This is a genomic window from Kitasatospora sp. NPDC054768 (assembly GCF_053612025.1).
Genome location: NZ_JBSHBN010000221.1, coordinates 1 through 12,511, shown reverse-complemented (window position 1 = coordinate 12,511; position 12,511 = coordinate 1). Strand labels below are relative to the sequence as shown.

Below are 12,511 nucleotides of genomic sequence, written 5' to 3'. Positions count from 1 at the left end.
ACACCATAACCCGCCAACCGATTGGCTGTGTTTTCTGGGGGGCTGTTTTTTTTTTAAAAGCCCCCGCCCGCGCCCCCCGCCCCGGCACGGGGGCGGGGGGGCCTCGGCGGTGCACCGGCCCGGTGCCTCGGGCATCAGGCGCGTCGGGCCTCGGGCGTCAGGCGTCAGGCGTCAGGCGTCGAGCTTCTCGCGCTCGGCCTGCTCGGCCTTCTTCGAGGCCCGCAGGCTGGTGAAGGTGGTGATCGCCAGGACCACCACGATGAAGCCCAGCGAGAACGGGATGCCGATCTCCGGGGCCCAGTCCGCGCCCGCCTCGTGGGCGGCGTGCAGCACCAGCTTCACACCGATGAAGCCGAGGATCACCGACAGGCCGTACGACAGGTGGACCAGCTTCTTCAGCAGGCCGCCGATCAGGAAGTACAGCTGGCGCAGACCCATCAGGGCGAAGGCGTTGGCGGTGAAGACCACGTACGGGTCCTGGGTCAGGCCGAAGATGGCCGGGATCGAGTCCAGTGCGAACAGCACGTCGGTGGTGCCGATCGCCAGCATGACGATCAGCATCGGGGTGATCAGCCGGCGGCCGTTCTCCCGGACGAACAGCTTGGTGCCGCGGTAGTCCTCGGTGGCCGGGAAGCGGCGGGTGATCGACTTGAGGACGCGGTTCTCCTCGAACTCCTCCTCGCCCTCCTCCTCGGCGCGGGCCTCCTTGATCAGCTTCCAGGCCGTCCAGATCAGGAAGCCGCCGAAGATGAAGAACACCCAGGAGAACTCGGAGACCAGGGCGGCGCCGCCGGCGATGAACACCGCCCGGAGCACCAGCGCGATGATCACACCGAACATCAGCACGCGCTGCTGGTAGATCCTGGGCACCGCGAACTTGCCCATGATCAGGATGAACACGAAGAGATTGTCGACACTCAGCGACTTCTCGGTGATGTAGCCGGCGAAGAACTCACCCGCCGGCTGCGCACCGGAGTGCCACCAGAGGAAGCCACCGAAGAGGACCGCCAGAACGACCCAGACGGCCGTCCAGATCCCGGCCTCCTTGATCGAGACCTCGTGCGGCTTGCGCCCTCCGATGAAGAAGTCCGCCACGATCAGTGCGATCAGCACCAGGATCGTGGAGACCCACATGGTTATGGAAACGTCCACTACTGCTCCTCCGGCAGGTAGGCGAGACAGTCATCGTCACTGCCGGAGGTCTCTTCCGCCCATCGGGCCAGCGCCCCGGGGTGCCGCGACGGGCATCCGTGATGACGGGGTCGGCTGTCGAGGAATACTCCCCTCCGCTACCAACGAGAGTAACAGCTGCTCCAAGGAAAGGTAAAGAAGGTAAAGACCGTCAAGGGGGGCCACCGGACCCGGGGAGCCCTGGGAGCCGGGGCGGCGGGTGCCGCAGGTGCCGCGGGAGCGGGGAGCGGCGGGTCCTGCGGGGAGTGGCGGGTCCTGCGGGGAGTGGCGGGTCCTGCGGGGAGTGGCGGGAGCCGCCCGGGCTACAGGTACGGCTCGATCGCCGGCAGCAGGTCCTGGAAGGTGCGCCCCTTGGCCGGCGCGCCGATCGCCTGCATCTCCCAGCCGCCGTCGCCGTCCCGGACCACCTTGGCCATGATCTGCCCGGTGTGCGGCCCGCCGCCCGCCAGCTCGTAGCGGGCCAGCTCCAGCCCGGTGGTCTCGTCCACCAGCCGGCAGTGCGCCCGCTGCACCTCGGCGAAGGTCTGCCCGGTGTACGAGCTGACCGTGAACACCACCTGGGTGATGTTCACGGGCACGTGCGCCAGGTCGACCAGGATCGCCTCGTCGTCCTCGGCCCCGGAGCCGCCCTCCAGGTTGTCCCCGGTGTGCCGCACGGAGCCGTCGTTGCTCTCCAGGTGCGAGAAGAACACCACGTCGGACGGGGTCCGCTCGGCGTACAGCAGCGCCGAGGCGTCCAGATCGATCTTCCGGGTGCGGCTGCCGAACAGCCCGCGCTTGGGGGCGGCCCGCCAGCCGAGGCCCATCCGGACCACGGTCAGGGCGGCGCCCTGCCCCTTCTGGAGGCTGACCCGCTGCCCCTTGGCCAGGTTCACCGACACGACGTTGTCCTCTCTGCCGGCCGCGCGGTCACACCCGCGCGGCTCCACGATGGAACACCCCGTCGCCGTCCCCCGGCTGAGGCCCCCTCTGCGTACGGCCCGCAACCCCGTCCCGAGGGCACGATGCCGCAGGCCAGCCTAGGCCCTGCGGCACCCCGCCCTCCCCCGGGTTTCCCCGTTTGTGGCAAGCCTGAGACACCCGCGGGCTTGACCGGTGTCATTCCGGCCAAGCCCGGTCACCACGCGGGCGCGCGCGGGCCGCCTACGCCACACCCGCCTCGCGCATCTGCCGCAGTTCCTTCTTCAGCTCCTTGACCTCGTCGCGCAGCCGGGCCGCGACCTCGAACTGGAGGTCGGCGGCGGCCGTGTGCATCCGGTCGGTCATCTCCTGGATGAGGTCCGCCAGTTCGGCGGCGGGCAGGGACTTGGCCGGCTTGCGCTCCGCGCCCAGCGACGGCACCGGGGCCTTGCCCTTGCCCTGGTTGCGGTAGCCCGTGGAGAGCAGCTCGTCGGTGTCCACGTCCTCGCGGGCGAGGGTGTCCAGGATGTCGCCGATCTTCTTGCGCAGCGGCTGCGGGTCGATCCCGTGCTCCTTGTTGTAGGCCTGCTGCACGGCCCGGCGGCGGTTGGTCTCGTCGATGGCCTTCTCCATCGAGGGAGTGATCCTGTCCGCGTACATGTGGACCTGGCCGGAGACGTTGCGGGCGGCCCGGCCGATCGTCTGGATCAGCGAGGTGCCGGAGCGCAGGAAGCCCTCCTTGTCCGCGTCCAGGATCGCCACCAGCGACACCTCGGGCAGGTCCAGGCCCTCGCGCAGCAGGTTGATGCCGACCAGCACGTCGTACCGGCCCGCCCGCAGCTCCCGCAGCAGCTCCACCCGGCGCAGCGTGTCCACGTCGCTGTGCAGGTACCGGACCCGGATGTCCAGGCCGAGCATGTAGTCGGTGAGGTCCTCGGCCATCTTCTTGGTCAGCGTGGTGACCAGGACGCGCTCGTCCCGCTCCACCCGCTGACGGACCTCGTGCACCAGGTCGTCGATCTGGCCCTCGGTCGGCTTGACGATCACCTCGGGGTCGATCAGGCCGGTCGGGCGGATGATCTGCTCGACCTGGCCGTCCCCGCGCGACAGCTCGTACGGGCCGGGCGTCGCCGACAGGTAGACGGTCTGGCCGATCCGCTCCAGGAACTCCTCCCACTTCAGCGGGCGGTTGTCCATCGCGGAGGGCAGCCGGAAGCCGTGCTCGACCAGGGTGCGCTTGCGCGAGGCGTCGCCCTCGTACATCGCGCCGATCTGCGGGACCGTGACGTGCGACTCGTCGATGACCAGGAGGAAGTCCTCCGGGAAGTAGTCGAGCAGGGTGTTCGGCGGGGAGCCGGGCTCACGGCCGTCGAAGTGCATCGAGTAGTTCTCGACGCCCGAGCAGGTGCCGATCTGGCGCAGCATCTCGATGTCGTAGGTGGTGCGCATCCGCAGCCGCTGGGCCTCCAGCAGCTTGCCCTGCTTCTCCAGCCGGGCGAGCGTCCCCTCCAGCTCCTTCTCGATGCCGGTGATCGCGCGCTCCATGCGCTCGGGGCCGGCCACGTAGTGCGAGGCGGGGAAGACGTGGACGGATTCGTCCTGGCTGATGATCTCGCCGGTGAGCGGGTGCAGGGTGTACAGCGCCTCGATCTCGTCGCCGAACATCTCGATCCGGACGGCGAGCTCCTCGTAGACCGGGAAGATCTCGATGGTGTCGCCGCGGACCCGGAAGGTGCCGCGGGTGAAGGCCACGTCGTTGCGGGCGTACTGGATGTCGACGAAGCGGCGCAGCAGGTCGTCCCGGTCGATCTCCTGGCCGATCTTGAGCCGCACCATCCGGTCGACGTACTCCTGCGGGGTGCCGAGGCCGTAGATGCAGGAGACCGAGGCGACCACGATGACGTCCCGGCGGGTGAGCAGCGAGTTGGTCGCCGAGTGGCGCAGCCGCTCGACCTCCTCGTTGATCGAGGAGTCCTTCTCGATGTAGGTGTCCGTCTGCGGGACGTACGCCTCGGGCTGGTAGTAGTCGTAGTACGAGACGAAGTACTCGACGGCGTTGTTCGGCAGCAGCTCGCGGAACTCGTTGGCCAGCTGCGCGGCCAGCGTCTTGTTCGGCGCCATCACCAGGGTGGGCCGCTGCAGCTTCTCGATCATCCAGGCCGTGGTGGCCGACTTGCCGGTGCCGGTGGCACCGAGCAGTACGACGTCCTTCTCCCCTCCCCTGATCCGCCGTTCCAGCTCGGCGATCGCCGCCGGCTGGTCGCCGTTCGGCTGGAAGGGACTGACGACCTCGAAGGGCGCCACGGACCGCTCAATACTCGTGATGGGACGCACCACTCAACGGTACGACCCACCACTGACAAGCGAGGCCTGTTCGATCAGGCCGCGTGGGCCTCGAAGCTCATGGCCGGCTCCCGGGCGGGGTCGATCCGCACGACGGAGTCGAAGGCGGCGGCGAGTCGCTCGATCAGCGGAAGGACCGGATCGACCCCGCTCTCCTCGATGCCCCCGACGGTCTCCTCGGCCAGCACCATCCGCCGCCCGGCCGCGCGGCACTCCTCGCTCTCCCGGTGCTCCGCCGGCACGAGCCAGTGTGTGATGCGCATGGACCCGATCCGCAGCTCCCGCAGCGGGCCGCCCAGGTGGCTCGCCAACGGCAACGACAGCGCCTCACCGTCCTCGGCGAGGCGGTCGGCGGCGCGTTCGGCAGCCCGGTACTCGGCGGTCGGGCAGTTCTGGAGCCATACCCGCGCCTCGGGCTCGATCTCGATCCCGTAGCCCGCCCGGGACTCGTCACCGGTCGTGCCTCTCCCCTTCGCCCGGCAGTGGGAACAACTGCCGGGCGAGGGGGAGGGTCACGGGTCAGGCCTTGGCGCTGTCCCGGGCGAGGGCGACCAGGCGGGAGATGGCGCGCAGGTACTTCTTGCGGTAGCCGCCGCGCAGCATCTCCTCCGGGAAGACCTGGTCGAAGGGCAGGCCGGAGGCGGTGATCGGCAGCTCGCGGTCGTACATGCGGTCGGCGAGGACGACCAGGCGCAGCGCGGTGGACTGGTCGTCGACCTGCTTGACGCCGCGCAGGCAGACCGCGGTGACGTCGTCCAGCAGCGCGCCGTAGCGGCTGGGGTGGACGGCGGAGAGGTGGGCGAGCAGGGCGTCGAAGTCGTCCAGCGAGGCGCCGGGGGTGCGGTCCGCGACGTCTCCGACGGCCTCGTCGGAGTACGGCGGCGGGGCGTCCGGCAGGCCGCGGTGGCGGTAGTCCTGGCCGTCGATCCGCATCGGGCGGAAGTGCGCGGACAGGCCCTGGATCTCGCGCAGGAAGTCGGCGGCGGCGAAGCGGCCCTCGCCGAGCTTCTCCGGCAGGGTGTTCGAGGTGGCGCACAGCTTCACGCCGTTCTCGACCAACCGGCCGAGCAGGGTGGAGACCAGCACGGTGTCGCCCGGGTCGTCCAGCTCGAACTCGTCGATGCAGAGCAGCGTGTGCCCGGAGAGGGTCCGCACGGCCTGCTGGAAGCCGAGCGCGCCGACCAGGTTGGTCAGCTCGACGAAGGTGCCGAAGGCCTTGGGGCCGGGGGCGGCGTGCCAGAGCGAGGCGAGCAGGTGGGTCTTGCCGACGCCGTAGCCGCCGTCGAGGTAGACCCCGGCGGGGCCGGTGGGCGCGGGGGCGGAGCGGCGGAACCAGCTGCGCTTGGGCGGCGAACCGTTTCCTCCACCGAGGGTGGCCGCGAACTGCTCCAGGACCTGGACGGCCTCGTACTGGCTCGGCTGGGTCGGGTCCGGGATGTACGTCCCGAAGCTCACGTCGGCGAACCGGGGCGGCGGGACCATCTCGGCGACCAGCCGCTCGGCGGGCACGACGGGACGGCGGGAGGTGAGCGCGATCGGGGAGCCGGACACGGGTGCGGCGGCTATCGGCTCGTTCGCGGTTGCGGAGTGGGAGGCTGCGGGCACATCAGTAGAGGGTACGCCTGCCCCGTACGCCGTCCGAACGACCCGCGGCCCCGGACGGAGCACGGCCCGCGGTGGAAGACTGGGATCATGCAACAGTTGATCAGCCCGCTGGACGGCCGGCCCGCGGATCCGGCCGCACTGGAATCGCTCGCCGCCGTCTACGCGTACCCCGAACAGGTGAATCAGGGGCGCCCCTGGCTGCGCGCCAACATGGTGTCCGGCCTGGACGGCGGGGCCAGGCTGGACGGGCTCTCGGAGGGCCTCTCCGGCGACGCGGACAAGCGGATCTTCGGGGTGCTGCGGGCCCTGTCGGACGTGGTAGTGGTGGGCGCGGAGACGGTCCGCGCCGAGGGCTACCGGCCGGCCCGGGCGCGCCGGGAGTTCGCGGCGGCCCGGGCGGCGGCGGGCCAGGCGCCCGCCCCGGTGATCGCCGTGGTGAGCCGCTCGCTGCGGCTGGACCTGACCGCGCCGCTGTTCACCGAACCGCTGGTCAGGACGGTGGTGATCACCACCGGGGACGCCGATGCGGAGCGTCGTCGGGCGGTGGCCGAGGTGGCCGACCTGGTGCTCGCGGGCACGGGTTCGGTGGACCTGCGGGCGGGCGTGGCGGCCCTGGCCGAGCGGGGCTGGACCCGGCTGCTGACCGAGGGCGGCCCGCGTCTGCTGGGGCAGTTCGCGGCGGCCGGTCTGCTGGACGAGCTGTGCCTGTCGCTGGCCCCGCTGCTCACCGGCGGCGACGCGCCGCGCATCCTCCACGATGCCGGAATGCCGGACGTGCAGCGGATGGAGCTGGTCTCATTGATCGAGCAGAAAGGATTCCTCTTCACTCGCTACCTGCGTCACCTGGGTTCGGATGACCCCGTGACCCCCCGATCGTGATCCCGTTATGCGATGCCGGGGCCCGGGGGCCGGCCACTGGAAGGGACTCACGTGTTCAAGACGGTACTGATGATCGAAAAGGCTCTCTCCGACGCGGACGTGGAACTCGTCACCACGCTCCACGGCGAGGAGGAGGTGTCCTTCGTCGTCCTGATGCAGCCGCGCGGCAGGCAGGACGAACTGCTGCGGGCGCTCGACGACGTCGCCCTCGGCCACCTCGACAAGGTGGTCCACGAGCACGACGAGTCCGGGAACGCGCCGACGGTGGCCACCGAGTCGCTGGAGCACAGCCTGCGCCACCTGCGCACGGCCGGGGCCGGGGCGGTGGGCGAGCTGGTCGAGGAGAGGCCCCTGGAGCGGCTGCGCGCGGTCGTCGAGGAGCAGCGGGCGGACGAGGTGGTGGTGCTCACCTCCCCGCACTTCGTGGAGGAGTTCTTCCACCGCGACTGGGCCTCCCAGGCCCGGCACAAGGTGGGGGTCCCGGTGCTCAGGCTGTTCGCCAGCGACTCCTGAGCGACTCCTGGCCCGGCGCGGCGGTGGTGCAGAATCGTCCTTGCGGTCCGCCCGCGAGGACGATTCCGTCCTCCCGTCCCGTCCGCCCGCCCTGTCTGCCCCCGCCCCTACGGAGCCACGCCTTGAACGACGCCGCGCACGACCTGCACGCCCCGCACTTCATCGGCATCGGCGGCGCCGGGATGTCCGGCCTGGCGAAGATCCTCGCCGTGCGCGGGGCCAGCGTCTCCGGCAGCGACTCCAAGGAGTCCGAGACCGTCCTCGCGCTGCGTGCCCTCGGTGCCACCGTGCACGTCGGCCACGCCGCCGAGCACGTGCCGGACGGCACCAGCAGCGTGGTCGTCTCCAGCGCGATCCGCGCCGACAACCCGGAGCTGGCCGTCGCCCACGAGCGCGGCATCCCGGTGGTGCACCGCTCCGACGCGCTGGCCGCGCTGATGGGCGGCCGGCGGGCACTGGCGGTGGCCGGCACCCACGGCAAGACCACCACCACCAGCATGCTCGCCGTCGCCCTCGGCGAGCTGGGCCTGGACCCGTCCTACGCGATCGGCGGCGACCTCGACGCGCCCGGCTCCAACGCCCACCACGGCACCGGCGAGATCTTCGTCGCCGAGGCGGACGAGAGCGACCGCAGCTTCCACAAGTACGCGCCGGAGGTGGCGATCGTGCTCAACGTGGAGCTGGACCACCACGCCAACTACGCGTCGATCGAGGAGATCTACGAGTCCTTCGAGACCTTCGTCGGCCGGATCGTCCCCGGCGGCACCCTGGTGGTCTCGGCCGACCACGACGGCGCCCGCGAGCTCACCTCCCGGGTGGCCGGACGCGAGGGCCTGAACGTGGTGACGGTCGGCTCCGCCGAGGACGCCGACCTGCGGGTGCTGTCGGTGGTCGCCCGCGGCATGACCAGCGAGGTGACCGTGCTGCTGGACGGCGTCGAGCTGGCCTTCACCGTCTCGGTGCCCGGCCGGCACTACGCCCACAACGCGGTGGCCGCGCTGGCCGCCGGCGTCGCGCTGGGCGTCCCGGCCGCCGACCTGGCCAAGGCGCTCGGCGCCTACACCGGCGTGCGCCGCCGCCTCCAGCTCAAGGGCGAGGCCGCCGGCGTCCAGGTGATCGACTCCTACGCCCACCACCCCACCGAGATGGCCGCCGACCTGGAGGCGATCCGCGAGGGCCTGACCGGCGGTGGCCGGGTGCTGGTGGTCTTCCAGCCGCACCTGTTCAGCCGCACCCAGCAGCTCTCCGAGGAGATGGGCCGGGCCCTGGCGCTGGCCGACGCCTCCGTGGTGCTGGACATCTACCCGGCCCGCGAGGACCCGATCCCCGGCGTGACCAGCGAGCTGATCGTCGACGCCGCCCGCCGGGCCGGCGCCGAGGTCGCCGCCGAGCACTCCTTCGCCGCCGCTCCCGCCGTGCTGGCCGGCCTCGCCCGCCCGGGCGACCTGCTGCTCACCATGGGCGCCGGGGACGTCACCAACCTGGGCCCGGAAATCCTTCAGCACCTCGCGAACGTTGCTTCCAACGTCTGACACACGCACGCACGTACGCCGCGACCGGGAGCCGTGATGAGCTACGAGATCGAGAAGACCGAGGCCGAGTGGCGCGCCGAGCTCAGCCCCGAGGAGTACCACGTGCTCCGCGAGGCGGGCACCGAGCGCCCGTTCACCGGTGAGTACACCGACACCAAGACGGTCGGCGTCTACGGCTGCCGGGCCTGCGGGGCCGAACTGTTCAGCTCCGAGACCAAGTTCGACAGCCACTGCGGCTGGCCGTCCTACTACGCGCCGCTGGCCGGGGACCGGGTCCAGTACATCGAGGACACCTCGCTCGGCATGCGCCGGGTCGAGGTGCGCTGCGCCCGCTGCGGCGGGCACCTCGGGCACGTCTTCGAGGGCGAGGGCTACGGCACGCCGACGGACCAGCGGTACTGCATCAACAGCGTCTCGCTGACGCTGAAGCCGGCCGAGCAGGGCTGAGCGACGAACGGCAGGAGGCCCGGACACGTACGGTGTCCGGGCCTCCTGCCGTGCGGGCCTGCGTGCCCGGGCGTGCGTGCTGTCCCGGGCCCGCGTGCTGTCCGGGCGTGCGTGTCCGGGCCTACCCCTCGACCGGTGCGAAGCGGACCGGGAGGTGCATCAGCGCCCGGTGGAACGGGCCCGGGCGCCAGAGCAGGTCCTCGGCGGGGGTGGAGAGTTCGAGGTCGCTGAGGCGGCTGCCCAGCTGCTCGATGGCGGTGATCGCGATCAGCAGGGCCGGGTCCCGGGCCGGGCAGGCGTGCGGGCCGGCCGCCCAGGCCAGATGGGCGCTCTCCCCGCTGCGCAGCCCGCCGTCGTCGGTGGGCGGCGCGGCCTGGGAGTTGGCGGCCGCGTACGAGACCAGGACCAGCGTGCCCGCCTTGATCTCGCGGCCGTGGAAGGTGATGTCGTACCGCGGGTAGTGGGCCGAGAGGTTGGCCATCGGCGGCTCGTGCCAGAGCACCTCGTCGATCGCCTGGTGGGCGGTCATCGCCCCGCCGAACAGCGAGCCGGCGTAGCGGGCGTCGGTGAGCAGGCGCAGCAGGGCGTTGCCGATCAGGTTGGTGGTCGGCTCGTGCCCGGCGATCAGGGTCAGGGTGATCTGCCGGATCACCTCGTCGTCGTCCAGCCCGACCGGGTGGGTGACGTACATCGAGGTGAGGTCGTGCCGGGGCCGCGCGCGGCGCTCGGCGACCATCGCGGTGACCACCGCCAGGAGCTTCCCGTACGAGGCGCCCGCCCGCGCGGTGGACTCGATCAGCCCGGTGATCGCGTCCACCACCTCCTCGCGCTGCTCCGGCGGCACGCCGAACCAGGTGGTGAGCGCGAAGGCGGGCAGCCGGCGGGCGTACTCGGCGATCAGGTCGGCGTGCCCGACGGCGGCGAAGCGGTCGATCAGCCGGTGCGCGGTCTCGGCGACCTGGCGCTGGAGCCGGTGCGGTTCGAACAGTGCGAGGGCGTCGGTGATCACCGCCCGGTAGCGCGCGTGGGTCTCGCCGTCGCTGAACAGCGCGGTCGGGCGGTAGCCGAGCACCGGCAGCAGCGGGGAGTCCGGCGGGACGGTGCGCTGCCAGGCCCGGGAGTCCTTGGAGAAGGTGTCGGTGTCGCGCAGCAGGTCCAGTGCGGCCTGGTAGTCGGTGACCAGCAGGGCCTCGACGCCGGGCGCGACCTCGACCGGGGCGACCGCGCCGTGCCGCCGCAGCCGCTCGTAGACCAGCTGGGGGTCGGCGGCGAAGACCGGGCCGTGGATCGGGGTCGGGCGGGACTCGACGGTCACGGCTGCTCCGGGGTGGCGGGGTCCGCGGTGGCGGAGTCCGAGGTGGCGGGGGCGGCGGGCAGGGCGTCCAGGACGTGCTCGGCCAGCGCGATCAGCGCGTCCAGGCTGCTGTCGCGCTCGCGGGCGTCGCAGAGCAGCAACGGGGTCGCGGCGTGCAGGTCCAGGTGGGTGCGCAGCACCTCGACCGCGTGCTCCGGTGCGTCCGGGAAGCGGTTGACGGCGACGGCGTACGGCAGGCCCTGTTCCTCGACCATGTCCATGATCTCGAAGGAGTCGGCCAGCCGGCGGGTGTCGGCGAGCACCAGGGCGCCCACGGCGCCGCGGGCGATGTCCTGCCAGAGCGGGAAGAAGCGGCGCTGGCCGGGGGTGCCGAACAGGTAGAGCACGACGTTGCCGGGCAGGGTGAGCCGGCCGAAGTCGACGGCGACGGTGGTGGTGGCCTTCTCGGGCAGGCCGGCCAGGTCGTCCACCGGGCGGCCGGTCTCGGTCATCGCCTCCTCGGTGTGCAGGGTGGCGATCTCCGAGAGAGTGCGGATGAGGGTGGTCTTGCCGACCCCGAACGGGCCGGCCACCACCAGCTTCATCAGCGTCTGGTCCCGGTCGGGCAGGTAGCCCACCCGGCTCTGGTCTTCCGGGTCCGGCCGGGCGGCCGGGTCACCGGAGCGCACGGAGTCCAACGAGGAGCCTCTCGACGATGGAGCGGTCGGTCTGCTGGGCGCGCGGGATCGGTGCGCGGGCGCGCAGGCAGCCCGACTCGACCAGATCGGCCGCGAGGAAGACGGTGGCACTGACCGGCAGGCGCAGGTGCGCGGCGGCCTCCACCACGGTCAGCGCGCCGGGGCGCAGCAGTTCCCAGAGCCGGCGGTGTTCGGGTTCGAGCGCGGCCGGCGGGTCGGCGCGGTCGGCGAACAGCACGGTCAGCCGCTCGAAGCCCTTGGTGCCGGGGCGGCTGCGGCCGCCGGTGGCCAGGTAGGCGGGCACCATCCGCCTGCGGGGGGCGGCGGTCATGACCGGCCGTCGTCGTCCTGCCGCCGGGTCGGGCTCGCGAGCGCGCGACCGAGGGCGGCGACCTGCAGCTGCATCTGGTAGGCCACGTTGCCGAGTTGGGCGTCCGGCGAGGTGAACACGGCGAGCGAGGTGTTCTCCCCGGCGGGCACCACGATGGCGTAGCCGAGGTCGGACTCCACCACGGTCTGGGCCAGCCTGGGGCGCTCGGCGTCGGTGAACGCGGCGGTGAAGGCCCGGGCGGCGGCGTGCACGGTGGCGGTCATCGCGGCGACCCGCTCGGCCGAGGCGCGCTCCAGGCCGCCCGAGGCGCCCTCGACCAGGCCGTCCCCGGTGGCGATGACCGCGTGCAGCACCCCCGGCAGCTCCAGCAACGGGGTCAGCACCCACGAGATCTCGTCGGTGGTGGTCGGGCTGGGCGTGCTGCTCACTGCTCGGCTCCTTCTAAGGTCTGACCGGTGCTCTGGTCACCGGGATCGTGGCCGACGGTGGTGTCGCCGGGGTCGTGGCCGACGGTGGTGCCGCCGGGGGCGGCGGGGGTGCCGGTGGCGCCGGTCTCCTCGCGGGCGGCCCGGGCCACGGCGGCCCGGCCGGAGTCGGTGCCCTGCTGCAGCGCCTGCCAGTGGGCGGCGGCCTGCTCGGGGGTGCGGTCGGACGCCGGGGCGCGGTCGGATACCGGGGCGCGGTCGGACGCCGCGGCGCGAACGGGGACGGGCCTCGCGCCGGGCGGCTGCTCGGCGGCCAGCGGACGGCGGCGCCGCCGGGTGGGCAGGCCGGTGCC

Annotated in this window: 13 protein-coding genes and 1 pseudogene; 4 read left to right on the top strand and 10 right to left on the bottom strand. The window is 72.1% G+C overall.

Features of this window, described 5'->3' with window-relative positions; genetic code table 11:
• Positions 1 to 171 precede the first annotated feature (171 nt).
• The 5 genes from ACWGKU_RS37810 to zapE form a co-directional block, all read right to left on the bottom strand.
• Positions 172 to 1,152 carry a TerC family protein gene (locus ACWGKU_RS37810; RefSeq protein WP_359915326.1) on the bottom strand — a complete coding sequence of 327 codons (981 nt, stop codon included), beginning with the start codon at positions 1,150 to 1,152 and terminating at the stop codon, positions 172 to 174.
• A 341-nt stretch (positions 1,153 to 1,493) separates the two neighbouring features.
• Positions 1,494 to 2,072, bottom strand: coding sequence for a TerD family protein (locus ACWGKU_RS37805; RefSeq protein ID WP_452178281.1), 579 nt, complete (start codon positions 2,070 to 2,072; stop codon positions 1,494 to 1,496).
• Between the two features lie 262 nt (positions 2,073 to 2,334).
• Complete coding sequence (gene uvrB / locus ACWGKU_RS37800) at positions 2,335 to 4,425, bottom strand: excinuclease ABC subunit UvrB (RefSeq protein WP_401043417.1); 2,091 nt, start codon at positions 4,423 to 4,425, stop codon at positions 2,335 to 2,337.
• A 44-nt stretch (positions 4,426 to 4,469) separates the two neighbouring features.
• Positions 4,470 to 4,697, bottom strand: a complete 228-nt coding sequence (locus ACWGKU_RS37795) for a hypothetical protein (RefSeq protein WP_452178282.1) — start codon at positions 4,695 to 4,697, stop codon at positions 4,470 to 4,472.
• Positions 4,698 to 4,953: 256 nt separating this feature from the next.
• Positions 4,954 to 6,000, bottom strand: a complete 1,047-nt coding sequence (gene zapE / locus ACWGKU_RS37790; protein ID WP_401043453.1) for a cell division protein ZapE — start codon at positions 5,998 to 6,000, stop codon at positions 4,954 to 4,956.
• Positions 6,001 to 6,126: 126 nt separating this feature from the next.
• On the opposite strand from zapE, the gene ACWGKU_RS37785 reads away from it, so the two are divergent.
• The 4 genes from ACWGKU_RS37785 (at position 6,127) to msrB (ending at position 9,410) form a co-directional block, all read left to right on the top strand.
• On the top strand, positions 6,127 to 6,918 hold the full coding sequence (locus ACWGKU_RS37785) for a pyrimidine reductase family protein (RefSeq protein ID WP_452178283.1): 792 nt from the start codon (positions 6,127 to 6,129) through the stop codon (positions 6,916 to 6,918).
• Positions 6,919 to 6,969: 51 nt separating this feature from the next.
• Positions 6,970 to 7,431 carry an indole-3-glycerol phosphate synthase gene (locus ACWGKU_RS37780; RefSeq protein WP_359915318.1) on the top strand — a complete coding sequence of 154 codons (462 nt, stop codon included), beginning with the start codon at positions 6,970 to 6,972 and terminating at the stop codon, positions 7,429 to 7,431.
• A gap of 122 nt (positions 7,432 to 7,553) precedes the next feature.
• Positions 7,554 to 8,963: a UDP-N-acetylmuramate--L-alanine ligase gene (gene murC / locus ACWGKU_RS37775; protein WP_380359016.1), complete on the top strand. Its 1,410-nt coding sequence runs from the start codon at positions 7,554 to 7,556 to the stop codon at positions 8,961 to 8,963.
• 36 nt (positions 8,964 to 8,999) lie between these two features.
• Positions 9,000 to 9,410, top strand: coding sequence for a peptide-methionine (R)-S-oxide reductase MsrB (gene msrB / locus ACWGKU_RS37770; RefSeq protein WP_401043425.1), 411 nt, complete (start codon positions 9,000 to 9,002; stop codon positions 9,408 to 9,410).
• Positions 9,411 to 9,531: 121 nt separating this feature from the next.
• On the opposite strand, the gene ACWGKU_RS37765 is transcribed toward msrB, so the two are convergent.
• The 5 genes and pseudogenes from ACWGKU_RS37765 to ACWGKU_RS37745 all read right to left on the bottom strand — a co-directional run.
• Positions 9,532 to 10,725 carry a cytochrome P450 gene (locus ACWGKU_RS37765; protein WP_401043428.1) on the bottom strand — a complete coding sequence of 398 codons (1,194 nt, stop codon included), beginning with the start codon at positions 10,723 to 10,725 and terminating at the stop codon, positions 9,532 to 9,534.
• Complete coding sequence (locus ACWGKU_RS37760; protein WP_401043455.1) at positions 10,722 to 11,309, bottom strand: GTP-binding protein; 588 nt, start codon at positions 11,307 to 11,309, stop codon at positions 10,722 to 10,724. The genes ACWGKU_RS37765 and ACWGKU_RS37760 overlap by 4 nt, the downstream gene beginning before the upstream one ends.
• Before the next feature lie 70 nt (positions 11,310 to 11,379).
• Entirely contained in the window at positions 11,380 to 11,733 is a 354-nt protein-coding gene (locus ACWGKU_RS37755; RefSeq protein WP_401043431.1) for a DUF742 domain-containing protein, read from the bottom strand.
• Positions 11,730 to 12,161 carry a roadblock/LC7 domain-containing protein gene (locus tag ACWGKU_RS37750; RefSeq protein WP_387685596.1) on the bottom strand — a complete coding sequence of 144 codons (432 nt, stop codon included), beginning with the start codon at positions 12,159 to 12,161 and terminating at the stop codon, positions 11,730 to 11,732. Before ACWGKU_RS37750 ends, ACWGKU_RS37755 begins: the two co-directional genes overlap by 4 nt.
• Positions 12,158 to 12,511 (bottom strand): annotated as a pseudogene (locus tag ACWGKU_RS37745) (hypothetical protein); the annotation flags it as partial. The pseudogene ACWGKU_RS37745 and the gene ACWGKU_RS37750, both read right to left, overlap by 4 nt.